Below are 25,870 nucleotides of genomic sequence, written 5' to 3' on the forward strand. Positions count from 1 at the left end.
GTCGACCGGACACTCCGGGGATGCGAGCGCGGCTCGTGTTCTTCTTCTTTTTCTCCTTTTTCTTCGGAGAGCACATGACTGCGGCGACGGCGCACGGCGAGCAGACTGGACTGGCGACGACGGCACTGGCGGCGATGGGTGTCGTCTTCGGCGACATCGGAACCAGTCCGCTGTATACGATGAAGGAGGTGTTTGGCGGCCACCATCCGCTGGCGGTCACCGAAGCCAATGTCCTCGGGATCCTCTCGCTGGTCTTCTGGGCGTTGACGATCACCGTGTCGCTGAAGTACGTCCTGTTCATCATGCGTGCCGACAACAAGGGCGAGGGCGGCATCATGGCTCTGACCGCGCTGGCACTGCGCACGGCGAACGCCGCTCCGGCCGTCCTCTGGCTGGTGACTGCGCTCGGCATCTTCGGCGCGGCGCTGTTCTACGGTGATGCGGTGATCACTCCAGCGATGTCGGTGCTGTCGGCAGTCGAGGGACTGGAAGTCGCGACGCCACTGCTCAAGCCTTACGTGCTGCCGATCGCCACGGCCATCCTGGTCGTGCTGTTCTTTTTTCAGCGACACGGCACGGCGGCAGTGGGGGCGCTGTTCGGTCCGGTGATGATGTTCTGGTTTGCCACGCTGGGCGGACTGGGGTTGTGGAACGTGGTACAGCACCCGGCGGTGCTGGCTGCGATCAACCCCTGGTACGCCATGTCCTTCTGCGTCGAGAATGTCGGCATGGCTTTCCTGGCGCTCGGTTCGGTGGTGCTGGCGATCACCGGCGGCGAGGCGCTGTACGCCGACATGGGGCATTTTGGCCACCGGGCGGTCAAGTGGGCCTGGTTTGGCTTTGTCTTTCCGCTGCTTTACCTCAACTATCTCGGTCAGGGCGCACTGATCCTTGCCGACCCGGAAGCGATCGAGAGCCCCTTCTTCCTGCTGGTTCCGGACGAACTGCTGCTGATCCCGCTGGTGGTTCTGGCGACGATGGCGACCGTGATCGCCTCGCAGGCGGTGATCTCGGGCGCCTTTTCGCTCACCAGCCAGGCGATGCAGCTGGGCTATTGTCCGCGCATCCAGGTGAAGTTCACCTCCGAGCGGGAAAAGGGCCAGATTTACGTGCCGAACATCAACTGGCTGCTCCTGCTGACGGTGATCATCGTCGTCCTCGGTTTCCGCTCCTCGTCCAACCTGGCGGCTGCCTACGGCATCGCCGTCACCCTGACGATGATGATCGATACCATCCTTGCCTTCGTCGTCGTGCGTGCGTTGTGGCAATGGGGCTTGGGCCGTGCCATTCTCTTTCTCGCCTTCTTCGTCGTCGTCGATTTCGCCTTCTTTTCGGCGAATGTGATCAAGATTCTCGATGGTGGCTGGTTCCCGCTTGCGCTGGGCTGCACAGTCTTCGCGCTGCTGTCGACCTGGCGGCTCGGTCGCAAGCTCCTGTACGAAAGACTGCAGAGGGATTCGGTGCCGCTCGAACCCTTCATCGACAGCCTGGCAGCGGGCGGACCGCATCGCGTCGATGGCACCGGCGTTTTCATGACCGCCGAGCCCAACGGGGTACCGCGGGCTCTGCTGCACAACCTCTACCACAACAGGGTCCTGCACGAGCGGGTCGTGCTGCTCAACGTGGTGACCGAGGACGTGCCGCACGTCGAAGACGAGAACATCCGCATCGAGTCGCTGCCGGCTGGTTTCTACCGGGTATTCGTTCGTTATGGCTTCAAGGACGATCCCGATGTGCCACGGGTGCTCGAACGATGCAGCACGATGGGACTGCCGTTCGAGATGATGGAGACCTCGTTCTTCCTGGGGCGCGAGACGGTCGTCACCATGCCGATTTCCGGGCGTGCGCGGATGGCATACTGGCGGCAGATCCTGTTCACCTGGATGTTCCGCAATGCCGACACGGCGACCGCCTTCTTCAAGATCCCGCCAAACCGGGTCGTCGAGCTTGGCGCCCAGGTGGAGTTGTCGTAGTCCTGGCCTGCTCGGCGGGCGATGGGGGATTCTGTGGCACTGATCATTACGGAAACGCGGGATGCGGTCGGCACGATCGTGATGAACCACGCAGCGCGCCGCAACGCGCTGAGCGAGGCGCTGATCGGCGAGATCACGACGGCACTCGGCGCTTTTCGTGAGCAGGCGATGCGCGCCATCGTGCTGCGCGCTCCCGCCGGCAGCAAGGTCTGGTCGGCCGGGCACGATGTCAGCGAGTTGCCGGCCGGCGGCCGCGATCCCCTCGGCTGGAGCGACCCCCTGCGGGTTCTCATCCGGGCGATCCAGGAATACCCGGCGCCGGTGCTGGCCCTCATCGAGGGCGGCGTCTGGGGCGGAGCGTGCGAGGTGGCGATGGCCTGCGACCTCATCGTGGCGACGCCTGAGGCCACCTTCGCCATCACGCCGGCGAAGCTCGGCGTTCCGTACAACCTCGGGGGGCTGCTGACCGTCTTGAACATGATCCCGCTGCCGGTGGCGAAGGAGATGCTGTTCACCGCGCAGCCGATCCCGGTGGCGCAGGCGCTGAACCTCGGTGTGGTGAACTACGTGCGGCCGACGGAGGAGATCGAAGCCTTCGTCTACCGGCTGGCGGAACAGATCGTCGCCAATTCGCCCCTCAGCATTGCCGTCATGAAAGAGGAGCTTCGCCTCCTCTCGAGCGCGCGTTCGGTCACTCCGGAGCTCTTCGAAAGGATTCAGGGGTTGCGGCGAGAGGTCTACGACAGCCACGATTACCAGGAGGGGCTGGCCGCCTTCGCCGAGAAACGCAAGCCACGTTTCCTCGGCCGCTGAAGTCCCTGCCATCGGATCGCCGCACGCGCCGCGTTGCGGCGCTGGCGCGGGCGCTCGTCCTCAGCGCTTGCCGGCGAGCAGTTGCGCCAGTTCGACGGCGGTGCGCACGCCCATCTTGTCGAAGAGATTGGCGCGGTGCACCTCGACGGTGCGCATGCTGATCTGCAGTTCGTCGGCGATCAGCTTGTTCAGCTTGCCGGCGAGAACCAGTTCCATGACCTCGCGCTCGCGCGTCGTCAGGCTGCTCAGGCGCGCACTGAGCGAGTCGGCGTCGGCGGCGGCGAGACGCTGGTTCGCATCGAGTTTCAGCGCCTCGACGACCCGGTCGACCAGTTCGTTGTCGTTGAACGGCTTTTCGACGAAGTCGAAGGCGCCCTTCTTCAGCGCCGCGACCGCCATCGGCACGTCACCGTGGCCGGTCAGGAAGATCACCGGCATGCGGCAGCCACGCTCGCAGAGAACGTCGAACAGTTCGGGTCCGCTCATGCCGCCCATGCGGATGTCGAGCAGGATGCAGCCGGTGCATGAGGGCAGCCACTCGGCGAGGAAGTCCTCGGCTGACGGATAACTCCGGCAGGCGACGCCGCAGGACTCGAGCAGCCAGGCGAGCGAGTCGCGGATCGCGTCGTCGTCGTCGATCAGGTGGGCACAGGGCGTCATTGACGGTGGATCGGCAGGGTGATGACGAAGACCGAACCGCCTTCCGGGTTGGCTTCGACCCACAGGCGGCCGTGGTGGAACTCGATGATCGAGCGGCAGATGTTGAGGCCCATTCCCATGCCGTCGGCCTTGGTCGAGAAGAGCGGCGTGAAGAGTTTCTCGAGCGCTTCCGGTGGGATGCCGGGGCCACGGTCGATGACGCGGATTTCCATCTGCGCGTCGACCTGCCCGAGCCTCACCGTCAGCCGTCGGCGCTCGGCCGGCAAGCCGGCCATCGCCTCGATGCCGTTGCGCATGAGGTTGAGCAGCACCTGCTCGAGCATCACCGGGTCGGCCAGCAACTCCGGCCGCATGCCCTGGATTTCGCGCACGATGCGGACGCCGCGATTCCTCGCCGCCGCCTCGATGAAGCCGACGCTGTCGTCGATCACCTCGGCGAGATCGCAGGGCGTGAGCTTCGGCTCGCTCTTGCGGACGAAATCGTGCACGCGGCGGATGATCTGGCCGGCGCGTTGCGCCTGCACCGCCAGCTTGCCGAGCGCTTCCCGGATCTGCAGCGGGTTGAAGTTGCCGGAGTCGAGTTTGTTCAGGCAGCCGGCGTTGTAGCTGGTGATCGCCGCCAGCGGCTGGTTGAGTTCGTGCGCCAGAGTCGAGGCCATCTCGCCCATGGTCACCAGGCGGGCGGTCACCTGCAGCTTCTCCTGCTGCTGGCGGGCGACCTCCTCGGCCTGCTTGCGCGCCGTGACGTCGATGATCGACCCCATCCAGCCAGTCTGCCGGCCGTCGGCATCGATCAGCGGCGCTTCGTAGATGAGCGCATCGAAGCGGCTGCCATCCTTGCGCATCAGTCGGATCTCGAAGCCCTCGTGCGGTGCGTTCCCCTGCAGGATGTGGTTGTGCACCTGCAGGGTCCGCTCCATCTCCTCGGGCGCCCAGTAGGGCATCGGCGGCGCCCTGCCGATCAGCTCCTCGGCACTGAAGCCGACCATGCGCAGGAACGAGGGATTGGCATAGGTGACGCGACCCTCCAGGTCGCGGGCGCGCATGCCGACCATCAGCGAATCCTCCATTGCCTTGCGGAAGGCGTACTCCGTGCGCAGCGCCTGTTCTGCCGAAACGCGCCGTTGGATCAGCCCGCGTACCGCCCACAGGCTCCAGAAGACCGCCGCCGCGAGGATGATCACCAGAGTCGCGATCAGCGTCTGCGCCAGGTTGCCCGGGCTGCGGTACGCGGTCACCTGCAGCGTCACACCGTAGCCCGGCGGGTCGAGGCTGATCGGGTGGGTCAGCGTCGTCGGCGAGGCGTCGATGCGCGACTTGCTCGCCAGCAGGCTGCCGTTGCCGTCGACCGCCCGCACCTGATACCTCTCGGCAAACCACCACGGGATCTGGTGCTTGAGCAGCCCGTTCAGCGAATACACTGCGAGCAGCGCGCCGCGGTACGCGCCGTCAGCGAAGATCGGCACATAGACCTCGAACTGCGCGGCCTCGATGGTGCGGAAGGCGTCGCTGTAGATCGGCTTGCCGAGTCGCGCGAGTTCGAGCGAGCGGCTGACCGGATTGTCGCCGAAGGCCTCGTCGATGACCCGCGGCAGCGTCAGCGTCGGCATGCCGTGCAGCACCTTCGCCGTCGCATCGAGCCACAGCACCTGGCGCAATTCGGGGCTGTTGCGCAGGAGGTGGCGGGCGCGCAGGTCGAACAGTTCCGCCGGCCTGCCCGCGCGCGTCAGGTCGAGTGCCAGTTGCTGGAACTGCTCGGCGTTTCCCTCGAGATGGAAGCGCAGTGTCTGCTCGAGCCAGAGGACGTCGGCGATCAGCGCCGAGCGCTGCTCGTCGATCTCGTTGCGATGCAGCAGCCAGAGCAGGGCAATCAGCAGGATCAGCAGCAATCCGGTCGCCAGCTTGAGGGCGAAGAGATACCAGGTCGACCACCTGAGCGGCGGTGGCCGCCGCCGGTCGTACTGGTAGGGTAGGTGGACCTGCTTCATCGGCGGACATCTTACCCAAGTTCGCCACTTGCCGCCCATCCCTGGCCCGCACTCCTCGACCACCAGTCCTCGGCCGGAGACGGCCGCGCGACCGTCTCCGCCGGCGCATTGCGGATTTCCACAATTTTCGCGCACGCGGCTTTCTGTGATAGTCGCCGCTGCCGTACCGGTCGTCATCAATTCGACATCATTCCCAAGGAGGAGAAAACATGAGACTTGCCAAGCTGTTCTTCGGTCTGGCTGCCTGCACGCTGGCCGCAACCCCGTTCACAGCCGTCGCCCAGCAGCCGATCGTCATCAAGTTCAGCCACGTCGTCGCACACGATACACCGAAGGGACTTGCCGCCGAGTACTTCGCCAAGCGCGCAGCCGAGCTGACCAAGGGCAAGGTCAAGGTCGAGGTTTACGCGAACTCGACGCTGTACAAGGACAAGGAAGAGATGGAGGCGCTGCAGCTTGGCGCGGTGCAGATGCTCGCCCCCTCGCTGGCCAAGTTCGGTCCGCTCGGAGTAAAGGAATTCGAGCTCTTCGATCTGCCGTACATCTTCGACAACTACGAGGAACTGCACAAGGTGACGCAGGGCCCGGTTGGCCAGAGCCTGCTCAAGAAGCTCGAGCCGAAGGGGGTCGTCGGGCTGGCGTTCTGGGACAACGGTTTCAAGTCCTTCTCGGCCAACACGCCGATCAAGACCCCGGCCGACCTGAAGGGCAAGAAATTGCGCATCCAGTCGTCGAAGGTGCTCGAGGAGGAAATCCGTGCACTGAGTGCGCTGCCGCAGGTGATGGCTTTCTCGGAGGTCTATCAGGCGCTGCAGACCGGCGTCGTCGATGGCACCGAGAACCCGATCTCCAACCTCTATACGCAGAAGATGTACGAGGTGCAGAAGCATCTCGCGCTGACCGACCACGGTTACCTCGGTTACGCGGTGATCGCCAACAAGAAGTTCTGGGAAGGTCTGCCGGCCGACGTCCGTGGCCAGCTCGAGCAGGCGATGAAGGAATCGACCATCTACGCCAACAAGATCGCCAAGGAGCAGAACGACAAGGATCTGGAAGGCGTGAAGAAGAGCGGCAAGACGCAGGTCTACACCCTGACGGCCGACGAGAAGACCGCCTTCAAGAAGGCGCTGGCACCGGTGCATGTGAAGATGGAGTCGCGCATCGGCAAGGATCTGCTGCAATCGGTGTACAAGGAGACAGGCTTCGATCCGAGCAAGTTCTGATCGCGGCCAGGAGGACGGAAACGGCCCGTTGGGATGCCTGACCCAGCGGGCCTTTTTGCAGGCAGTCGGAGGAGGCATTCTCTATGAAGCTACTGGACCACCTCGAGGAGTGGCTGATCACCTTCCTCATGGGGGCGGCAACGACGATCATCTTCCTGTCGGTGATGCACCGCTATCTCTCGGGCATGTCGATTCCCGGGCTGCAGGACTGGCTCTTGTCGCTCAATTTCGGCTGGGCACAGGAACTGTGCATCATCATGTTCGTCTGGATGGCGAAGTTCGGCGCCGCGTACGGCGTACGGACCGGCATCCACGTCGGCGTCGACGTGCTGATCAACCGCATGAGCGAGCAGACGCGCGGCAAGTTCGTCATTTTCGGCCTGCTCGCCGGAGCGCTGTTCACCGGCATCGTCGGCACCCTGGGGGCGCACTTCGTCTGGGAGAACGGTTTCCACTACGCCTTCTATTCCTGGTTTGGCTGGGACGTCGGCGACGTACCGGAAGGCCCGACGACGCCGGACCTCGAATGGCCGACCTGGATCGTCTACAGCGCCATTCCGCTCGGTTCGTCACTGATGTGCTTCCGCTTCCTGCAGGTCACCTGGGGCTTCATCCGCACCGGCGAACTGCCACACCACGATCATGGCCACGTCGATGGCATCGAGGAGAATCCGGACGTTGCCGAGACCTACCGTCTCGAGGACAACCTGCACCCACATGATCGCAACTACTCGCAACACCATCCGGAAGATCGGTCTGGTCAGGGAGGAGAGAAGAAATGAACGCGACGATCATCTTCGTCATCCTGCTGGTCCTCATGCTGACCGGCATGCCGATCTCGATTTCGCTCGGCCTGACGGTACTCAGCTTCCTCTTCATGTTCACCCAGGTGCCGCTCGAATCGGTGGCGCTGAAGCTGTTCACCGGCATCGAGAAGTTCGAGATCATGGCGATTCCGTTCTTCATCCTGGCCGGCAACTTTCTCACCCATGGCGGGGTTGCGCGGCGGATGATCAAGTTCGCGACCGACGTCGTCGGCCACTGGTACGGTGGCCTCGGCCTCGCCGGGGTGATGGCCTGTGCGTTGTTCGCAGCGGTTTCGGGCTCGTCGCCGGCAACCGTCGTCGCCATCGGCTCGATCCTGATGCCGGCGATGGTCAAGGCCGGCTTCCCGAACCGCTTCGGCGCCGGGGTCATCACCACCTCGGGCGCACTCGGCATCCTGATTCCCCCGTCGATCGTCATGGTCATGTACTCGGTGGCGACCAACACCTCGGTCGGCGCGCTGTTCATGGCCGGCGTCATCCCGGGCATCCTGCTGGCGATGACGCTGGGTGGTGTCACCTGGTACCGGGCGAAGAAGTTCGACTATCCGCGCATGCCGAAAGCCTCCTTCACGCAGCGCGTCAAGTCGTTCCGCGAGTCGGCCTGGGGCCTGTTCCTGATCGTCGTCGTCATGGGCGGCATCTACAGCGGCATGTTCACGCCGACCGAGGCAGCAGCGATGAGTGCGGTCTATGCCTTCTTCGTCGCCGTCTTCGTCTATAAGGACCTGACGATGAAGGACGTGCCGAGGGTGCTGCTCAACTCGGCGAACATGTCGGCGATGCTGCTCTACATCATCACCAACGCCGTCCTCTTCTCGTTCATCATGACCAACGAGAACATCCCGCAGGCGCTGGCGGACTGGATGCTCGGCCACGGGCTGGGAATGATCGCCTTCCTGCTGGCGGTGAACATCATCCTCCTGCTCGCCGGCAACTTCATGGAACCGTCGTCGATCGTCCTCATCTTCGCGCCGATCCTCTTCCCGGTGGCGATCAAGCTGGGCATCGATCCGGTGCACTTCGGCATACTGATGGTGGTCAACATGGAGGTCGGCATGTGCCATCCGCCGGTCGGACTCAACCTCTACGTCGCCTCCGGCATCACCAAGATGGGCATCACCGAACTGACCGTCGCCGTCTGGCCGTGGCTGCTGTCGATGCTGGTCTTCCTGGTCGTCGTCACCTATGTGCCGATCATGTCGCTCTGGCTGCCGAGGACACTCGGCATGATGTAGCCGTTGGCGGACACCGCGGCCTGTTCTGTCGGGGCGCGCGCGGGGCAACCCGTGTGCGCCCTTTTTGCGTTGCTGGCGAATGGCGATCGTGGCGGTCGGCGATCGATTCGCGGTCCAATTTGCGTCGCTGCCGGCACGCGTGCCCGAGTCTTGGTATAATCTTCAGGTTAGTCGTCTAGCAATATGATTTCGCGTCGTTTTTCTTCTTCATCCACCGCATCCGGAGAGTGCTCCATGGCCAGCGAACGTACCCTTTCCATCATCAAGCCCGACGCCGTCGCGAAGAACGTCATCGGCAAGATCTATTCCCGTTTCGAAACCAATGGGTTGAAGGTGATTGCCGCCAAAATGGCCTGGCTGTCACCGCAGGAAGCCGGCGCCTTCTACGCCGTGCATCGCGAGCGTCCTTTCTTCAAGGATCTGGTCGATTTCATGATCTCGGGTCCGGTCATGATCCAGGTGCTCGAGGGCGAGAACGCGATCGCCAAGAACCGCGAGCTGATGGGCGCCACCGATCCGAAAAAGGCCGAGCCGGGGACGATTCGCGCCGACTTCGCCGAGTCGATCGACGCCAACGCCGTGCACGGCTCCGACGGACCGGAGACGGCGAAGGTCGAGGTCGCCTTCTTCTTCCCGGAAATGAGCGTCTACGCCGGTCGCTAGTCTTCGCGGACCTGCCTCGTCGGTCACCATGACGGTCAACCTGCTCGATTTCGATGCCGCCGCGCTGACGGCCTTCTTCGCCGACCGGGGCGAGAAGCCGTTTCGCGCGCGGCAGGTGCTGCGCTGGCTGCATCGCTTCGGGCAGGCGGACTTTGCGGCGATGACCGACATTGCCCGCGGCCTGCGCGAGAAACTCGACGCGCAGGCGGTCGTGCAGCCGCCGCCGGTGATCGCCGATCGGGTGGCCGACGACGGCACGCGCAAGTTCCTTTTCGACGTCGGCAGCGGCAACGCCGTCGAGGCTGTCTTCATCCCCGAGGAGGAGCGCGGCACGCTGTGCATCTCGACACAGGCTGGCTGCGCGCTCGACTGCTCGTTCTGCGCCACGGGCAAGCAGGGTTTCAACCGCAACCTGACGGTGGCGGAGATCATCGGCCAGCTTTGGCAGGCGCAGCATGCGCTGGGTGGCTGGGCGGAGCGCCCGGCGAACGGCGAGCGGATGATCAGCAATGTCGTCCTGATGGGCATGGGCGAGCCGCTGGCCAATCTCGACAACACCGTGCGCGCGCTGCGCCTGATGCTCGACGACAATGCCTATGGCCTGTCGCGGCGGCGGGTCACCGTGTCGACTTCCGGCCTGGTGCCGGCCATGGACCGGCTGCGCGACGAGTGCCCGGTGGCGCTGGCGGTGTCGCTGCACGCTCCGGACGACGGTTTGCGTGACGAACTCGTGCCGATCAACCGCAAGTATCCGCTGCGCGCACTGCTCGCCGCCTGCCAGCGCTATCTCGAACGGGCGCCGCGCGATTTCATCACCTTCGAGTACGTCATGATCGACGGTGTCAATGACTCCGATGCGCAGGCGCGCGAACTGCTGGCGCTGACGCGCGAGGTGCCGTGCAAGTTCAACCTGATTCCCTTCAACCCCTTCCCGGACTCGCCGTACCGGCGCTCGCCGGCCATGCGGGTGCGTCGCTTCGCCGAGATCCTGCTCGCCGGCGGCGTCGTCACGACGACGCGCAGGACGCGTGGGGACGACATCGCCGCTGCCTGCGGCCAACTGGCGGGGCAGGTGCGCGACCGGACGCGGCGAGGGAGCCGCAGTTTCGTTCTCGAACGGGTGTCGCAGGAGGAGAGCGCATGCGGCTGATCCTCTGTTGCCTCTTCTTTTGCCTGGGCCTTGCCGCCTGCTCTTCCGGCTCGGTGTCGCCGGCAGCGAAGAAGCCCGCCGAGGACGAGGTCGATTCGCGCCAGCCGACCAAGCCACGCGACCCGCGCACGCGCGCCAAGCTGCACACCGAACTCGGCGCGATGTATCTGCAGAGCGGCAACCTGACGGTCGCGCTCGAGGAGATGAGCATCGCCATCCTGATCGATCCGGACTATGCGACGGCCTACGCCATGCGCGGACTGGCGGCGTACCGCATCCGCGAGCTGCAACTGGCCGACCAGGATTTCCGTCGCGCGCTCAGCCTCGACGGCAAGGATCCGGAGATCAACAACAATTACGGCTGGTTTCTCTGTCAGGTGGGACGTGAGAAGGAGGGTCTCGGCCATATCCAGACGGCAATGAGGAACCCGCTCTACAAGACGCCGGAAAAGGCCTACCTCAACGCCGGCAGCTGCTATGCCCGGATTGGCGACCTCGCGAGTGCCGAAGCTCATGTCGAGCAGAGCCTGCGCATCCTGCCGGGGAACCCGCCGGCGCTGCTCGAACTGGCCAGCATCAACTTCCGCAAGGGTGACGTCGAGCGGGCGCGCCACGAACTCGTCGAACTGCTGCGCCAAAACGACCCCAACGCCGAGGCGTTGTGGCTCGGCGTGCGAATCGAGCGGGCTCTCGGCAACCGTCCGGCGGAAGCCCGTTACGCCAGCCAGCTGCGACGAAAGTTCCCGCTGTCGCCCGAGGCGGAGGAGTTGCTGAAGGGAAGAGCGGAATGAACGGGCAGGGCGTTTTTCCGCTCCCGCCCGACGAGCGGCCGGCTGCCGCCGGGACGGCAGGCGAACCGCCAGCTTTGGCTGTCGGTGGTGTCGGGCAACAACTGCGCGCAGCGCGCGAGGGACGCGGGCTCAGTCTGGCCGAGGTGGCGCAGTCGCTCAAGCTCGGGCCGGGCCAGGTGGCCGCCCTCGAGAATGAGGAATGGCAGCTCCTGCCGGGCAACACGATGATTCGCGGCTTCGTCCGCAACTATGCGCGCCTGTTCGACCTCGACGTCGAGCAACTGATGCGCGGTCTCGATGCCGCCCGGCTGCAGCAGAAGCCGCAGCTCGCCGCTTCTGCCGGAACCAGCGCCAACCTGCCATCGCCGCCGGGCCGCCGGGCCGAGCGACGCGATTACCTGGCGGTTCTGGGCGGGCTGCTGTTGCTGGTGCTGGCGGTGTTGGTCTACTTCTTTGCGCCGCTGAGGGAGTGGCAGGCGCGGCTGAGCGAGATGATCGAGAGCCGCTCGATGGCGCCACATGCCGAACGCGCGCAGCCCGCGCCAGTGCTGCCGACAGCCCACGATTCGACGCCACATGCGGCTTCTGCCGAATCGGTGACCAGCGTCAGCCCGCCGAATGCCACGGTGCTGGCGGCGGCGTCCGCGGACGCGGCGTCCGCGGGCGCGGGCGATCTCAGGCTGTCGTTTGCCCAGTCGGCATGGGTCGAGGTGCGTGACGCCATGGGTCAGACGATCGTTTCCGGGATGATGCCGGCCGCCAGCCAGCGCGAGGTGGGTGGTCAGGCCCCTTTTTCGCTGGTGATCGGCAACGCGACGCAGGTGACGCTGCAGTATCGCGGCCGCGTGATCGATCTGGCGCCGCACAGCAAGGGTGACGTCGCCCGGCTGACGGTCGAGTGAGGCGGGTGCCAGTGGTGAGCGGTACGCTCGAGGGCACGCTGCGCCGGCCGACGCGGCCGGTCCGTGTGGGGCAGGTGACGATCGGCGGCGCGGCGCCGGTGGTCGTCCAGTCGATGACCAACACGGACACCGCCGACGTCGTCCGCACGGCGATCCAGTGCGCCGAGCTGGCACGTGCCGGATCCGAAATGGTGCGGGTGACGGTCAACACGCCGCAGGCAGCTGCCGCCGTGGCCCCGATCCGCGAGCAACTGGGCCGCATGGGGGTCGATGTGCCGCTGATCGGCGACTTTCATTACAACGGGCATCGCCTGCTCGCCGACCATCCGGAGTGTGCCGCGGGACTTGCCAAGTACCGCATCAATCCGGGCAACGTCGGTCACGGCCGCAAGCGCGACGAGCAGTTCGCGCAGATGATCGAAGTCGCCTGTCGATACGAGAAGCCGGTGCGCATCGGCGTCAACTGGGGCAGCCTCGACCAGGACCTGCTGGCGCGGATCATGGACGAGAACGCGCGCCGTCCCGTGCCGCAGGACGCGGTCGCCGTCATGCGCGAGGCAATGGTCGTCTCGGCGCTCGAATCGGCAGCCCGGGCCGAGGCGCTCGGCATGCCGGGGGAGCGGATCGTGCTGTCGTGCAAGGTGTCGGGCGTGCAGGATCTGGTCGCGATCTATCGCGAGTTGTCGCGGCGCTGCGACTACCCTCTGCATCTGGGGCTGACCGAAGCCGGCATGGGCTCGAAGGGTATCGTCGCGTCCACGGCGGCGATGGCGATCCTGCTGCAGGAGGGGATCGGCGACACGATCCGCGTCTCGCTGACCCCCGAGCCCGGCGGGGCGCGGACGCAGGAGGTGATCGTCGCGCAGGAGATGCTGCAGACGATGGGGCTGCGCGCCTTCACACCGATGGTCGTCGCCTGCCCCGGCTGCGGGCGGACCACCAGCACCTTCTTCCAGGAACTGGCGCAGTCGATCCAGGAGCATGTGCGGCAGCGGATGCCGCAGTGGCGCGTCGAGCACGATGGCGTGGAGAACATGACGCTGGCCGTGATGGGCTGCGTCGTCAACGGGCCGGGGGAAAGCAAGCACGCGAACATCGGCATCAGCCTGCCGGGAACCGGCGAGGCGCCGGTGGCGCCGGTGTTCGAGGACGGGATGAAGACGGTGACCCTGCGCGGCGACCACATCGCCGAGGAGTTCACCGCCATCGTCGATGCCTACGTCGCACGCACCTACCAGAGAAAGGTTGCGACGCGATGAATGCGAACAGGATCCAGTCGCTGCGTGGCATGAGCGACATTCTGCCCGATGAGGCGGAGTTCTGGGACCGTTTCGACGAGACCGTCCGTTCCTGGCTGCACAGCTATGGTTACCGGCCGATCCGCCTGCCGATCGTCGAGCCGACGCCGCTTTTCAAGCGGGCGATCGGCGAGGTGACCGACATCGTCGAGAAGGAGATGTACTCGTTCGTAGACAGCCTCAACGGCGAGCAATTGACGCTGCGCCCGGAAGGCACGGCGGGTTGTGTGCGTGCGGTGATCCAGCACAACCTCGTGGCGCAGCAGCCGCAGAGGCTCTACTACATGGGCCAGATGTTCCGCCACGAACGGCCGCAGAAGGGGCGTTATCGGCAGTTCCATCAGGTCGGTGTCGAGGCGCTCGGCTTTGCCGGACCCGACATCGATGCCGAGCAGATCCTCATGGGCGCCCGCCTGTGGGACGACCTTGGCCTCGATGGCATCGCACTGCAGCTCAACACGCTCGGCCAGCCGGCGGAACGCGCACGCCATCGCGCCGAGTTGATCGCCTACCTCGAACGGCATGGCGATCTTCTCGACGAGGACAGCCGGCGGCGCCTGCACAGCAACCCGCTGCGCATTCTCGACAGCAAGAACCCGTCTCTGCAGGAACTGATTCATGGCGCGCCGCGGTTGCTCGATCATCTCGGCGATGAATCGCTGGCGCACTTCGCAAGCGTGCAACAGGTACTGCGCGACGCCGGCCAGCCTTTCGAGATCAACCCGCGCCTGGTGCGTGGACTCGACTACTACAATCTGACCGTCTTCGAGTGGGTGACGGATCGTCTCGGCGCGCAGGGGACGGTCTGTGCCGGCGGTCGCTACGACGGGCTGGTCGAACAACTGGGCGGCAGGCCGTCGCCGGCCTGCGGTTTTGCCATGGGCGTCGAGCGGCTGACGACGCTGATTCGCGAAGCTGGCGGCGCCACCGGTTCGCAGCCGGTGGACGTCTATGTCGTGCATCAGGGCGCCACGGCCTCGCGTCTGGCGGCGCGGGTCGCCGAGTCGCTGCGCGATCGCGGCATCGACGTCCTCTTCCATTGCGGCGGCGGCGGCTTCAAGTCGCAGATGAAGAAGGCCGACGCCTCGGGCGCCGCCTTCGCCGTCATCATCGGCGACGACGAGGCGAGCGCCGGCGAGGCGAGCCTGAAGCCGCTGCGTCCGGTGGGCGAGCTGCCCAACGAACAGCGGCGCATCGGCGTGGACCGCCTCGCCGACGCGATCATCGATGCAACAATGGATTGGGAGGACGCCTGATGGCTACCTACGACCTCGAAGAACAGGAACAGATCGCCGAGCTGAAGGCGTGGTGGAAGCAGTACGGCAACCTGGTGAGCGGCATCATCACGGCGGCAGCACTCGCGGCTCTTGCCTGGCAGGGCTGGAACTGGTACCAACGGCAGCAGTCAGCGCAGGCAGCGGTGGTATTCGCGGGTCTGCAGAAGGCAATCGCCAACAACGACTCGCAGCGCATCAAGGCGACGAGCGGCGAGTTGGTCGACAGGTACGGTGGCACGGCCTATGCGCCGCTGGCTGCACTGAAGACGGCGCGGGCGCTGATCGATGCGGGCGATGTCAAGACGGCAAGAGTGCAACTCGCTTGGGTCGTCGAGCATGGCAAGGATGAACTGCGCGACTTGGCGCGGCTGCGGCTGGCCGCCCTGTTGCTCGACGAGAAGGCTTACGACGAGGCTCTCAAGCTGCTCGAGGCAACGCCGGCTGCGGGATTCGCCGTGCGCTTCGCCGACGCCCGCGGCGATGTCCTGGTGGCGCAGGGCAAGGCCGGCGAGGCGCGTGCGGCGTACCGGTCTGCGCTGAGCGGGCTCGATTCTGCCGACGGAGGCGACAAGGGAAGGAACTCGCTGCAGGACAGCCAGGCCAACGCCGCCTATCGCGAATCGCTGCAACTGAAGCTCGATGGACTTGGGGAGCCGGGTTGATGATGCGACCACTGTGGGCGGCAGCGGCGCTGGTGGCAAGCCTCGCGGGCTGTTCGACGCTCGACGCGCTGAATCCCTTCAGCAGCAGCGGGCCGAAAATGGCCGAGCTGCAGCCGATCCAGGCAAGCGCCGAGGCGCGCGTACTCTGGTCGGATGGGGTGGGCAGGAGCGAGGACTACACCCTGATACCGGCAGTCGTCGGCTCGACGGTTTATGCCGCGGCGCGCGACGGGACGATCGTGCGTCTCGAGGATGGCCAGCCGGCGTGGAGGATCAAGGCCGGCGTCACGCTCTCCGGTGGCGTCGGCGCCGACGCGCGGATGCTCGTCGTCGGTACGGCAAAAGGCGAAGTGCTCGCCTTTTCGACTTTCGACGGCAGTCCGTTGTGGAAAGCGAAAGCGAGTAGCGAGGTGGTTGCGCCACCGGCACTGAGCTCCAACCTGGTGATCGTGCGCACGGTCGACCATCGCCTGGCCGCCTACGACGCCAGTGACGGCAAACGCAGGTGGCTCTACCAGCGTCCCAGCACTCCGTTGTCGCTGCGCGTCACTGCGGCGCCGCTGATCATCGAGAAGTACGTCTTCGTCGGCTTTCCGGGTGGCAAGCTGATGGCTGTCAGCCTCGACAACGGCGCTCCACTCTGGGAAGGGACCGTCGCCCTGCCGAAGGGCGCGACCGAACTTGATCGCGTGGCCGATGTTACCAGCGTGCCGGTGATCGACGGCCGCATGATCTGTGCCGCGGCCTTCCAGGGGCGCATCGCCTGTTTCGATCTCGGCAACGGCAACCTCATCTGGTCGCGCGACATCTCGAGTGCCGCAGGCGTCGCGGTCGACAGCCGTTACCTCTATGTCTCCGACGACAAGGGCGCGGTGCATGCACTCGACAAGGCGAGCGGCGCCAGCCTGTGGAAACAGGACAAGCTCTTCCTGCGCCGACTGACGGCGCCGCAACCGTTGCGCAACATGGTCGCGGTCGGCGACGTCAAGGGTGTCGTGCATTTCCTAAGTCGCGACGACGGCTCCTTCGTCGCCCGCCTGAACACCGATGGCAGTCCGATCAGGGCACCGCTGCAGCGGCTCGGGAGCAGTCTGCTGGCACAGACCAGCAAGGGCAGTGTGCTCGCGATCGACGCGCAATGAAGCCGAGCATCGTCCTCGTCGGGCGTCCGAACGTCGGCAAGTCCACGCTTTTCAACCGCCTGACGCGGACGCGCGACGCGCTGGTGGCAGACATTCCCGGCCTCACGCGCGATCGCCATTACGGGCACGGACGGCTGGGCAGCAAGCCCTACCTGGTCGTCGATACCGGCGGCTTCGAACCGCTGGTCCGCGATGGCATCGTGCACCAGATGGCACGACAGACCGAGCAGGCGATCGACGAGGCCGACGTCATCGTCTTTCTGGTCGATGGCCGCAGCGGCGTCACCGCGCTGGACAAGGAAATCGCCAACCGCCTGCGACGCTCCGGCCGCACCGTCCTGGTGGCGGTCAACAAAGCGGAAGGAATGAGCTCTGGCGTCGTTGCTGCCGATTTCCATGAACTGGGTCTCGGCGAGCCCATACCGATTTCGGCGGCGCACGGCGAGGGCGTGCGCTCCCTCGTCGATATGGCCCTGCAGCCCTTTCCCGAGCCATCGCTGGAGGAGGGCGCCGGCGATTCGATCCGGGTGGCGATCGTCGGTCGGCCGAATGTCGGCAAGAGCACGCTGATCAACACCTTGGTCGGTGAGGAGCGGGTGATCGCCTTCGACCAGCCGGGGACGACCCGCGATGCGATCGAGATCGAGTTCGAGCGCGCTGGCCGCCGCTACAGCCTGATCGACACCGCCGGCCTGCGGCGCCGCGGCAAGGTCTTCGAGACGATCGAGAAGTTTTCGGTGATCAAGACGCTGCAGGCCATCGAAGGGGCACAGGTGGTGGTGCTCGTCCTGGATGCCAGGCAGGACATCTCCGATCAGGATGCGCACATCGCCGCCTTCATCCGCGAATCGGGGCGCGCGCTCGTCGTCGCGGTGAACAAGTGGGATGGGCTCACGCCGTACCTGCGCGAGCAGATCAAGGCGGCTCTGGAGAGCCAGATGTCGTTCATCGACTTTGCCCGCTTTCACTACGTCTCGGCGCTGCGCGGGCAGGGCCTGGAAACGCTGTTTCGCTCGGTCGATGCCGCGCATCAGGCAGCAACCGTCGATCTGCCGACGCCGCAACTGACGCGGGTGCTGATCGACGCCGTCGCCCGGCAGGCACCGCCGCGCAGCGGGCAGTTCCGGCCGAAGCTGCGTTACGCGCACCAAGGCGGCCGCAATCCGCCGCTGGTCGTGATTCACGGCAACGCGCTCGACAAGGTGCCCGAGTCCTATCGTCGCTATCTCGAACACGCCTTCCGGGAGGTCTTCAAGCTGCAGGGGACGCCCCTGCAGATTCAGTTCAACGTCAGCAGCAACCCTTTTGCCGACAAGCCGGCAGCAGAGCAAAACCGCCGCCGCCCGTCGTCGGGCGCGCGCGGCAAGGCGACCGATGCAAATGGCGTCAAGGCAGCTGCGGTCGCGCGGCCAGCGATCAGACGAAAAGTCCCCGGTCGTAGCTGAGCGATCGTCCCGGCATCGTCGCGAGCGCTCAGCCCTTGTTGGCGGTGTCCTCCGCCGCCGCACCGCCGGCAGCTGCTCCCGCACCGCCGCCGCTGCCTTCCGAACCGCTTGTGTCGCTTTCCGAGCTGCCGCCGACGATGCTTTCGCCAGCCCGGACGGGCGCTGCACGTGACCGGTCAAGCAAGCCGCTTGCCTCGTCGATCAGCGTCGCGCCGAGTTGCTTGCCGCTATCGACCGCATCGGTCGCCAGCTCGATTGCTTTGCCGGCGGACGTGCTCACGCCTTCGGCGACGGCGGCACCCGCCTCCTCGGCCAGCTCTTTCGCCTTGGCGCCCGCTTCCCCGACTGCCTCGGCGGCCGATCCGGCAACTTCGATCGTCTTTTCGAGCGCTGCCGCAGCAGCTTCCTTGGCCTGATCCAGAATGCTCATCGTTATTCCCCCTGTATGGTACGAGCTGTCGAAGTGGAGAGCGCATTATATATAGAGAGTCGAACGGGTTGCTGCCGCCCCTTCCTGGGCAGGCCATGCTCGAGTCGTTCGCGACGGCAGGCCCGCGTGACCGCGGGACAAGCCAATCCACTGCCGCAGGATGGCGTCCGTGCGAAGGCGGGCGGGGCGGATGGGCGCTTTGCTGTTGCACTGGAAACGGTTTCCACCGATCATTATGCCTTCGCCAGTCTCGCCTGGAGCCGGGCACGCGCTCCCCGGGTGTCGCCGTTCGGGGTGCAGCGAGCCGAGGCGGGCTTCACGGTATCCGGATAACTGAAGGTGATCAAGGTCCTGTTCGTCTGCATGGGAAACATCTGTCGATCGCCGACGGCAGAAGGCGTGCTCCGCCACATCCTGCGACAGAAGGGTCTTGAGGACCGCGTCGAGGTCGATTCGGCCGGGACGCATGGGTACCATGCCGGCGAGACTCCGGATCAGCGAACGCAGCGCGCGGCTGCGGTGCGCGGTTACGACCTTTCGGAGATGCGGGCGCGCAAGGTCGCGTCGCAGGACCTGGAGTATTTCGACCAGATCCTCGCCATGGACCGCAACAACCTCGACGTCCTGAAGCGAATCTGTCCACCAGAGAAGCACGACCGCCTCGGCTTGCTGATGAGCTACTCGAAGAGCTTCGATGACGATGAAGTTCCCGATCCCTATTACGGCCTCGGCCACGGTTTCGACCTCGTCCTCGACATGATCGAGGACGCGGCGCAAGGTCTGGTCGAGAGCATCGAGCAGCAACTGCAGGAAAACGCCGCTCCGCAATCATCCGTCGGCGAAGGCAACTCGATCCCGGGCAGCAACTGAAGACGGGCTGCCCGTGCATGCGGCAGCGAGCGTGCCGCTGGCAGTTGTGTCGACCACCCGCCTTGGCTGCCGGTGGCGCGTTCAGCTCCGGACTCGTCGCTGCGGGGTCCGGCTTGTGCCGACGTCCCGCAAGCAGTCCGGACAGACACCATGAACGACGTTCAGGCATGCGGCAGCCGACAGGCAAGCGGCGCGCAACGCTTCGTCGAGCTCGCACCACTGCCGGCCGAAGCGGACGCGGTTGCACATGCTGCAGCGCTTGACGACGCGTGTCGCGTCGGCGCTCGCCGGCCTGACGACCGGCAGCGAGCCGGGCCACGGTTCCTGGCGCAAGGGGCGATGGCAGAGGTCGACGAGCTTGTTGGCGCGCGGCGTGATGGTCATCTGCATCAGGCGCTTCATCAGCGGTGAATCGCAACGATACGGGCGCTGTAGCTCGCGCCCGAGCGTTCTCACCGACATCAGCATGGTGCGTACGAACATCCGCGTGACGTCACCGGCAATGAAGTCGTCGAGTCGGCGGCCGATGACTCGTTCCGCCAGAATCGCCTCGCCACCATTCGCCAGAGCGAAGCGATCCCAGTCACCAGACACCGCGACGATCGCGTCGCTGGCATCGAGCGTATAGCGCAGCAGCGTTGCGTCCGGCGCTTCGTCCGTGGGTTGATTGCAGTCACGCTGCCCGCCGCAGCGCCGATCATCCCTCACGCCGCAGGGCGTTCCTGGAGCCATTGCGCGAACTCGTCGGCCGTCAGTGGGCGGGAATAGAGGAAGCCCTGTCCATGGTGGCAGCCCGACGCGTCGAGTTCGGCATGCTGCTCGGGCTGTTCGACGCCCTCGGCGACGACGCTCATCCCCAGATTGCGCGCCAGGGCGATGATCGCTGAGCCGATCGCCCGGTCGTCAGCGCTAGTCGATATGCCGTCGACGAAGCCACGGGCGATCTTCAACTCGTGGATCGGGAAGCGCTTGAGGTAGGAAAGCGACGAGAAACCGGTGCCGAAGTCATCGATGCTGATCGTCAGACCGCAGGCGACCAATTCGGCGAGCATTCGCTGCGCGCGGTCGAAGTCCATCAGGACGCCTTCGGTGATCTCGATGCACAGGCGCTGCGGCGCGACGCCGTGCGTGCTGACGATGCGCATCAGTTCGCCGGCCATGCCTTCCTTGCGGAAATGGCGAGCCGAGATGTTGACGCTGATGCGCACGGGCGGCAGCCCGCCCGCGTCCCACGCCGCGATCTGGCGGCAGACCTCGCCGAGAACCCATTCATCGAGTTCGACGATCAGGTTGCTCTGTTCGGCGACGGGGATGAACTCGACCGGCTCGATCGTCTCGCCGTTGTAGTGCCAGCGGACCAGTGCCTCGGCGCCGATCAGCCGCTGGCTGTCGAGGATCACCTGCGGCTGATAGCAGACCGTCAGCTCCCCGCTCTCGATCGTGCGCCGCAAGCCGGCCTCGAGGGTGAGCCGGCGTGCGGCATGCCTGGCGAGATCGGCAGTGAAAAAGCGGAATGCATTCTTGCCGTGATCCTTCGCGCGGTACATCGCGGAGTCGGCATTGCGCATCAGCGCACCGGCATCGGCGGCATCTTCGGGAAACATGCTGAGCCCGATGCTTGCACTGACGAAGCACTCGTGTTCCTCGAAGTGGTAGCTCGCACTCAGCGCGCCCAGGAGGCGTTCGGCCGTCCGCGTCGCTTCCTTGCGATCGGTGGTCTCGAGCAGGACGACAAACTCGTCGCCACCCAGACGGGCCACCGTGTCTTCCGAACGGACGCAGTCGAGCAGCCGCATCGCAGCCTGCTTGAGCAGGCGGTCGCCAGTGACGTGGCCAAGGGTGTCGTTGACGACCTTGAAGTTGTCGAGATCGATGAAGACGACGCCCATGCTCTGCTGCTGCCGCTCGGCGCGAGCCAGCGCGAGGTGCAGCCGGTCGTTGAACAGCGCACGGTTGGGCAGTCCGGTCAGCTCGTCATGCGTCGCCAGGTACTCGATGCGCTGCTGCGACTCGCGTACCTTGGTGATGTCGCTGAACATGCCGACATAGTTCACCACCTTGCCGTTCTGGTCCTTGACCGTGTTGATCGACAACCACTCGAGGAAGGGCTCGCCGTTCCTGCGCCGGTTCCAGATCTCGCCCTGCCAAACTCCAAGCCGGTTGATCCGCTCCCACATTTCCTCATAGAGCTCGGGCGGTGTCAGGTTGCACCGCAGCAGGCTCGGTTTCTCACCGATCACTTCCTCACGGGTAAAGCCGGTAAGTACGGTGAAGGCATCATTCACGGTCAGGATGCGCTGCTCGGTGTCGGTGACCATCACCCCTTCCGAGGCGCGGTCGAAGACCATCGCCGCCAGGCGCAATCCGTCTTCGGCCTCCTTGCGCGCGGTGATGTCGGTGGCCTGGAAACAGAGGCCGGTGATCGCGCCATCGTCGTCCAGCAGCGGGAAGCGCACGGCGAGGAAGTGGCGAGGCCCATTCGCCAGTGGCAACGCTTCCTCCCGTTCGATCCCCTGCCGCAGGCGCATCGCTTCGAGTTCGCTCTCGCGGAAGACGTCGCAGACTTCGGCCGGGAAGAGCTGCAGGTCGGTCTTGCCGATGACCTGGCCGTTGGCGAAACCGAAGGTGGCCTCGAACTTGGGATTGGCGAACTGGTAGCGTCCGGAGGCGTCCTTGACGGCCATCAGCGAGACCGAGTTGTTCATGACGGCGAGCAGCCGCACCTGCGTTTCGCGCGCCGAACGCTCGACCTCGTACAGGTTGGTGTTGTCGGAAAAAAGCAGGATGACGCCGGCGATGCGCTGCGCGTCCCGCAACAGCGGCACGATGTGCAGGGCATAGTGGCGGCGGTTGGCGTTGACGATCTGGCAGTCGAGCGCATTCTGCGTTTCGATCACCTGCTGGCTGTTGGCGACCAGGTCTGGCATCCCCGGCGGCAGTTGCAGGTCGCGGAGGTGGCGGCCGCTCTGCACCGCAGTCAGCTTGAACAGCCGCGCAGCGGCGCTGTTGAAACGCTGCAGGCCGAGGTTGCGGTCGAGGACGAGCAGCGGGTAGTCGACGCTGTTCTGGATGCACTCGAGTTCGATGTTGAGTTCCTGCGTCTCGGCGGTCTTGATCTGCAGTTCCTCGTTGACCGTCGCCAGTTCCTCGTTGGTCGACTGCAGTTCCTCGTTCGACGCTTCGAGTTCCTCGTTCGACGCCTGCATTTCCTCGTTCGACGCCTGGATCTCCTCGTTCAGCGCCTGCATTTCCTCGTTCGAGGTCTCGAGTTCCTCGACCAGCGTCTGCAGGTGTTCGCGCGTTGCCGCGAGTTCGTCCTCGAGTTCCTTGTCGCTGGCGTTGTTGCTGTCCTCGATCGCGTTCTTGCCCGCTGCCGGTACGATCCACTCAATGCAGACCATGAACAGCGTTTCACTGTCGATCGCCGACAATGGGTGCACCGACAGGCGAACGCCGCGCGTGGGGTCGAGTGCCTTGATGTGGCGCGGACGCCCGTAGGCGACCGTCTGCTTCACTTGCGCCTGGCGCATCAGCACCTGCACCTCGGTACGCAATTCGCGCCGGATGAGCGAGATCAGGTCGAAGGCCGGTTTGCCCGGCGAAACGTTGAGCAGGCGGCTGGCGTCGCCGTGGATGTGGCGGATCTCGAACTTGCCGTTGATCAGGATGCTGGTCGGGATGAAGTAACGCCCGGCCGCCTCGAGCAGGATGTTCTCGAAAGCCAGCGGTGTCGTCGGCTTGCCGACCCGCTGGTGCTGGTTGAGACCGGCTGCCGGCGGTTGCATCTCGGTGCGCAACAATGGCAGCCGGGTGCTTACGCCATGCCGCCGGTACAGGCGACCATCCTTGTCCACCACCCCGAACAGCGCTTCCTGCTGGAAGATTCCCTCCGACTTGCCGAGGAAGAGATAGCCGCCGGGATTGAGCGCGTAATGGAACACCGAAAGCAGCCGCGCCTGCAGCTCGCTCTGAAAGTAGATCAGGACGTTGCGACAGCTCACCAGGTCGAGCCGCAGGAAGGGCGGATCCTGCACCAGATCCTGGCGGGCGAAGATGACGACATCGCGCAGGTTCTTGTTGATCTCGTAGCGATCGCCGTGCGGCGTGAAGTGGGCGCGGATGCGGCCACGGTCCATGTGCGCCAGGCTCGATGCGGCAAAGACGCCACGACGGGCGAGGGCCATCGCATCGAGATCGATGTCGGTGGCGAAGATCTGCAGCCGGTACTGGTCGAATGCGGCGCCGAGTCGCTCGGAAAACAGGATCGCCAGCGAATAGGCTTCCTCGCCGGTTGCGCAACCGGCAACCCAGACGCGGATGTCGTCGCCCGGCTGCTTGCCGGCGAGGATCTCGGCAACCACCTTGTCGAGACGGGCAAAGGCCTCGGTATCGCGGAAAAAGGCGGTGACCGAAATCAGGATGTCCTTGCACAGCTTGTCGAGTTCGACCGGCGTCTGGTCGACCACCTGCAGGTAGTCATGCAGCGTGCTGACGTGGTTGGCCGCCATGCGGCGCTCAATCCGGCGCCACAGGGTAGGCTCCTTGTACTGCGAGAAATCGACCTTGGTCCGGCTGCGCACCTTGCCGAGCAGCGTTTTCAGGGTCGCCGGAGCACTCGCAGCCTGCGTCGCGACCGGGATCAGGCCGCGGTTGAGGACAATCAGGCTGATCTCCGCGCCCATGTTCTCGGGCGGCAGGATCCAGTCGACACTGCCGGTGTCGATCGCCGACTGCGGCATGCCGTTGTACTTGGCGGTGTCGGGATCCTGGGCGAAGGTGAAGCCCCCCGCCGCCTTGATCGCATGGATTCCCGAAGCGCCGTCGGATCCGGTGCCGGAGAGGACGATGCCGATCGTCGACTCGCCGATTTCCTCCGCCAGCGAGGCGAAGAAACGGTTCACCGACGGCTTCGGCATCGACTCACGGGCCGGCTCGACGAGGCGGAAGTGGCCTTCCATCATCGTCAGATTACGATTCGGCGGTGTGATATAGACGGTATTCGGTTCCGGCGATATGCCGTCCTCGATGTCGCGGACCGGCATTGTCGTCTCGCGTCCGAGCAACTGCGACATCATGCTGCGATAGGTCGGCGACAGGTGTTGCACGACGACGTAGCTGAGGCCGAGGTTCTTCGGCAAGCCCGGCAACAGCAGGCTCAATGCCTCGAGACCGCCGGCCGAGGCACCGATGCCGATGATGAAGGGCCGCTCGTCGGCGCGTGCGTGTGGGCCATCGGCGTCGGCGGACTTCGCACTCATCGCTGCACGTCGTACGCCTGAACGCCTCTTCTTCGGTTCTTCTTCGCTGGCGATGTTCATCTGTGTCTCTTCCAGATCCGTTCCAGTGTGGGTTTAAGGACTGTCCGGCTGGTCCACTGACCGGTGTCGCAAACCGCCGGTTCCCTGCCGCTGCGGCTTTTCGCCTGCCGTGGAGCCACCCCGGCCGGCTTTCGTGGCAGCGATTGTACGCTGCTGGCGGGAGCCTGAGTGCAGACCAACAGGCGCGGGCAGAGCGCTGCATCGGCAGCGCCAACGGCGGGAACGCCATCACCGGCGCCGCCGGCGACGATTCGTCCGCAGGCCTCAGGGGGGACCCAGGACGAGTCGGAAGCCGGTGCTGCGCGGGCGGTAGACCGGTTCGATGCGGCTGCGGGTGGCGGAGCGGGCGTAGCGTGCGGGGTCGCTCCAGGTGCCGCCACGGAGCACGCGCATCTTGCCAAAGGACGGGCCGCGCGGATCGACCTGCGGCTCCTGCGGGTAGTCCGCGTACCAGTCTTCGCACCACTCCCAGACGTTGCCGTGCATCTCGTGCAGCCCCCACGCGTTGGGCGGCAACGAGGCGACCGGTAGCGGACGCTGGCGAGAGGGGCCCGGCTCACCGCCAGGGTAGGGAAAGGCGCCGTGATAGTTCACTTCGTCGGTCGATACGGTCGTGCCGAAGGAGAAGGGCGTCGTCGTACCGGCGCGACAGGCGTACTCCCACTCCGCCTCGGTGGGCAGGCGCGCCTGCACACCCGGCAGGCGGCGGTTGAGTTCGCCGATGAAGCGCTGCGCGTCATGCCAGGCGACGTTCTCCACCGGGTTGCGTGGATCGTCCGCGAAGTGGCTGGGATTGACGGGCCATACCGCCATCCACAGCGCCTGCGTGCAGGCGGTGTCGGCAAGCCAGAAACCGCGGCTCAGCGTCACCTCATGCAGGATCTCGGCGCTGCCGCGTGCGGCTTCGTCGTCCGGCGATCCCATCAGGAAGTGGCCGGGCGGAATCCAGCGGAAGGTCTGCCGGGCTTGGCCGACAGCAAGCGTCAGACGGGGCCCGAAGGCGTCATCGGTCTGCCGCTCGGCGCCGCGGATGGCGCAGGGAGATCCGGCTCCGTCTGGTATGCGGGGGCTTTGAAGGTCGCGGGAACTCATCATTCGGCTTCGCTGCGATGGGCTGCGGCGCCAGCTCATCAGGGAGCAGTCGCCGGCGCACGGGACACACTATACCCTGAAGCGTTGTGCGCCGAAGCGGGTTTTTTCATA

Annotated in this window: 22 protein-coding genes; 16 read left to right on the forward strand and 6 right to left on the reverse strand. The window is 65.4% G+C overall.

Annotated features, from left to right (window positions below; genetic code table 11):
* The first annotated feature begins 74 nt into the window (after window positions 1-74).
* Complete coding sequence (locus V5B60_RS16245; RefSeq protein ID WP_332348208.1) at window positions 75-1,973, forward strand: potassium transporter Kup; 1,899 nt, start codon at window positions 75-77, stop codon at window positions 1,971-1,973.
* A 33-nt stretch (window positions 1,974-2,006) separates the two neighbouring features.
* The gene (scpB, locus tag V5B60_RS16250; protein WP_332348209.1) at window positions 2,007-2,786 is read left to right on the forward strand and encodes a methylmalonyl-CoA decarboxylase; all 780 of its coding nucleotides are present in this window, start codon (window positions 2,007-2,009) and stop codon (window positions 2,784-2,786) included.
* Between the two features lie 60 nt (window positions 2,787-2,846).
* Here scpB and V5B60_RS16255 read toward each other — a convergent pair whose 3' ends face one another.
* Window positions 2,847-3,446 (reverse strand): response regulator transcription factor, encoded by a 600-nt coding sequence (locus V5B60_RS16255; protein WP_034937440.1) that lies wholly within the window; start codon window positions 3,444-3,446, stop codon window positions 2,847-2,849.
* Window positions 3,443-5,434 carry a sensor histidine kinase gene (locus V5B60_RS16260; RefSeq protein ID WP_332348212.1) on the reverse strand — a complete coding sequence of 664 codons (1,992 nt, stop codon included), beginning with the start codon at window positions 5,432-5,434 and terminating at the stop codon, window positions 3,443-3,445. Before V5B60_RS16260 ends, V5B60_RS16255 begins: the two co-directional genes overlap by 4 nt.
* 209 nt (window positions 5,435-5,643) lie before the next feature.
* Between V5B60_RS16260 and V5B60_RS16265 the strand changes: the two genes are divergently transcribed.
* From V5B60_RS16265 to der, 12 genes are all read left to right on the forward strand, one after another.
* Window positions 5,644-6,657 carry a TRAP transporter substrate-binding protein gene (locus tag V5B60_RS16265; protein WP_332348214.1) on the forward strand — a complete coding sequence of 338 codons (1,014 nt, stop codon included), beginning with the start codon at window positions 5,644-5,646 and terminating at the stop codon, window positions 6,655-6,657.
* Between the two features lie 83 nt (window positions 6,658-6,740).
* Complete coding sequence (locus V5B60_RS16270; RefSeq protein ID WP_332348216.1) at window positions 6,741-7,439, forward strand: TRAP transporter small permease; 699 nt, start codon at window positions 6,741-6,743, stop codon at window positions 7,437-7,439.
* On the forward strand, window positions 7,436-8,719 hold the full coding sequence (locus V5B60_RS16275) for a TRAP transporter large permease (RefSeq protein ID WP_332348218.1): 1,284 nt from the start codon (window positions 7,436-7,438) through the stop codon (window positions 8,717-8,719). Before V5B60_RS16270 ends, V5B60_RS16275 begins: the two co-directional genes overlap by 4 nt.
* 234 nt (window positions 8,720-8,953) lie before the next feature.
* Window positions 8,954-9,382, forward strand: a complete 429-nt coding sequence (ndk, locus tag V5B60_RS16280; RefSeq protein WP_287697996.1) for a nucleoside-diphosphate kinase — start codon at window positions 8,954-8,956, stop codon at window positions 9,380-9,382.
* 28 nt (window positions 9,383-9,410) lie between these two features.
* Complete coding sequence (gene rlmN / locus V5B60_RS16285; RefSeq protein WP_332348221.1) at window positions 9,411-10,532, forward strand: 23S rRNA (adenine(2503)-C(2))-methyltransferase RlmN; 1,122 nt, start codon at window positions 9,411-9,413, stop codon at window positions 10,530-10,532.
* On the forward strand, window positions 10,523-11,323 hold the full coding sequence (gene pilW, locus V5B60_RS16290) for a type IV pilus biogenesis/stability protein PilW (RefSeq protein WP_332348223.1): 801 nt from the start codon (window positions 10,523-10,525) through the stop codon (window positions 11,321-11,323). Before rlmN ends, pilW begins: the two co-directional genes overlap by 10 nt.
* The gene (locus V5B60_RS16295; RefSeq protein ID WP_332348225.1) at window positions 11,320-12,225 is read left to right on the forward strand and encodes a helix-turn-helix domain-containing protein; all 906 of its coding nucleotides are present in this window, start codon (window positions 11,320-11,322) and stop codon (window positions 12,223-12,225) included. The genes pilW and V5B60_RS16295 overlap by 4 nt, the downstream gene beginning before the upstream one ends.
* Before the next feature lie 14 nt (window positions 12,226-12,239).
* On the forward strand, window positions 12,240-13,484 hold the full coding sequence (gene ispG, locus V5B60_RS16300; RefSeq protein ID WP_332348227.1) for a flavodoxin-dependent (E)-4-hydroxy-3-methylbut-2-enyl-diphosphate synthase: 1,245 nt from the start codon (window positions 12,240-12,242) through the stop codon (window positions 13,482-13,484).
* A complete protein-coding gene (gene hisS / locus V5B60_RS16305; protein WP_332348229.1) occupies window positions 13,481-14,779 on the forward strand; it encodes a histidine--tRNA ligase in 1,299 nt (432 codons plus the stop codon). Before ispG ends, hisS begins: the two co-directional genes overlap by 4 nt.
* The gene (locus V5B60_RS16310; protein WP_332348231.1) at window positions 14,779-15,462 is read left to right on the forward strand and encodes a YfgM family protein; all 684 of its coding nucleotides are present in this window, start codon (window positions 14,779-14,781) and stop codon (window positions 15,460-15,462) included. Before hisS ends, V5B60_RS16310 begins: the two co-directional genes overlap by 1 nt.
* On the forward strand, window positions 15,462-16,604 hold the full coding sequence (bamB, locus tag V5B60_RS16315; RefSeq protein ID WP_332348233.1) for an outer membrane protein assembly factor BamB: 1,143 nt from the start codon (window positions 15,462-15,464) through the stop codon (window positions 16,602-16,604). The genes V5B60_RS16310 and bamB overlap by 1 nt, the downstream gene beginning before the upstream one ends.
* Window positions 16,601-18,049, forward strand: a complete 1,449-nt coding sequence (der, locus tag V5B60_RS16320) for a ribosome biogenesis GTPase Der (protein WP_332348235.1) — start codon at window positions 16,601-16,603, stop codon at window positions 18,047-18,049. Before bamB ends, der begins: the two co-directional genes overlap by 4 nt.
* Before the next feature lie 28 nt (window positions 18,050-18,077).
* On the opposite strand, the gene V5B60_RS16325 is transcribed toward der, so the two are convergent.
* Window positions 18,078-18,479, reverse strand: coding sequence for a hypothetical protein (locus V5B60_RS16325; RefSeq protein ID WP_332348237.1), 402 nt, complete (start codon window positions 18,477-18,479; stop codon window positions 18,078-18,080).
* A 126-nt stretch (window positions 18,480-18,605) separates the two neighbouring features.
* On the opposite strand from V5B60_RS16325, the gene V5B60_RS16330 reads away from it, so the two are divergent.
* Both V5B60_RS16330 and V5B60_RS16335 read left to right on the forward strand, forming a co-directional pair.
* A complete protein-coding gene (locus V5B60_RS16330) occupies window positions 18,606-18,812 on the forward strand; it encodes a hypothetical protein (protein ID WP_332348239.1) in 207 nt (68 codons plus the stop codon).
* 6 nt (window positions 18,813-18,818) lie between these two features.
* Window positions 18,819-19,349: a low molecular weight protein-tyrosine-phosphatase gene (locus tag V5B60_RS16335; protein WP_332348241.1), complete on the forward strand. Its 531-nt coding sequence runs from the start codon at window positions 18,819-18,821 to the stop codon at window positions 19,347-19,349.
* A gap of 81 nt (window positions 19,350-19,430) precedes the next feature.
* On the opposite strand, the gene V5B60_RS16340 is transcribed toward V5B60_RS16335, so the two are convergent.
* From V5B60_RS16340 to V5B60_RS16350, 3 genes are all read right to left on the reverse strand, one after another.
* A complete protein-coding gene (locus V5B60_RS16340; RefSeq protein WP_332348242.1) occupies window positions 19,431-20,057 on the reverse strand; it encodes a hypothetical protein in 627 nt (208 codons plus the stop codon).
* Entirely contained in the window at window positions 20,054-24,607 is a 4,554-nt protein-coding gene (locus tag V5B60_RS16345; RefSeq protein ID WP_332348244.1) for an EAL domain-containing protein, read from the reverse strand. Before V5B60_RS16345 ends, V5B60_RS16340 begins: the two co-directional genes overlap by 4 nt.
* Window positions 24,608-24,931: 324 nt before the next feature.
* Window positions 24,932-25,762 (reverse strand): formylglycine-generating enzyme family protein, encoded by an 831-nt coding sequence (locus V5B60_RS16350; RefSeq protein ID WP_332348246.1) that lies wholly within the window; start codon window positions 25,760-25,762, stop codon window positions 24,932-24,934.
* Between the last annotated feature and the right edge of the window lie 108 nt (window positions 25,763-25,870).

It is taken from the genome of Accumulibacter sp. (genome assembly GCF_036625195.1).
GTDB lineage: Bacteria > Pseudomonadota > Gammaproteobacteria > Burkholderiales > Rhodocyclaceae > Accumulibacter.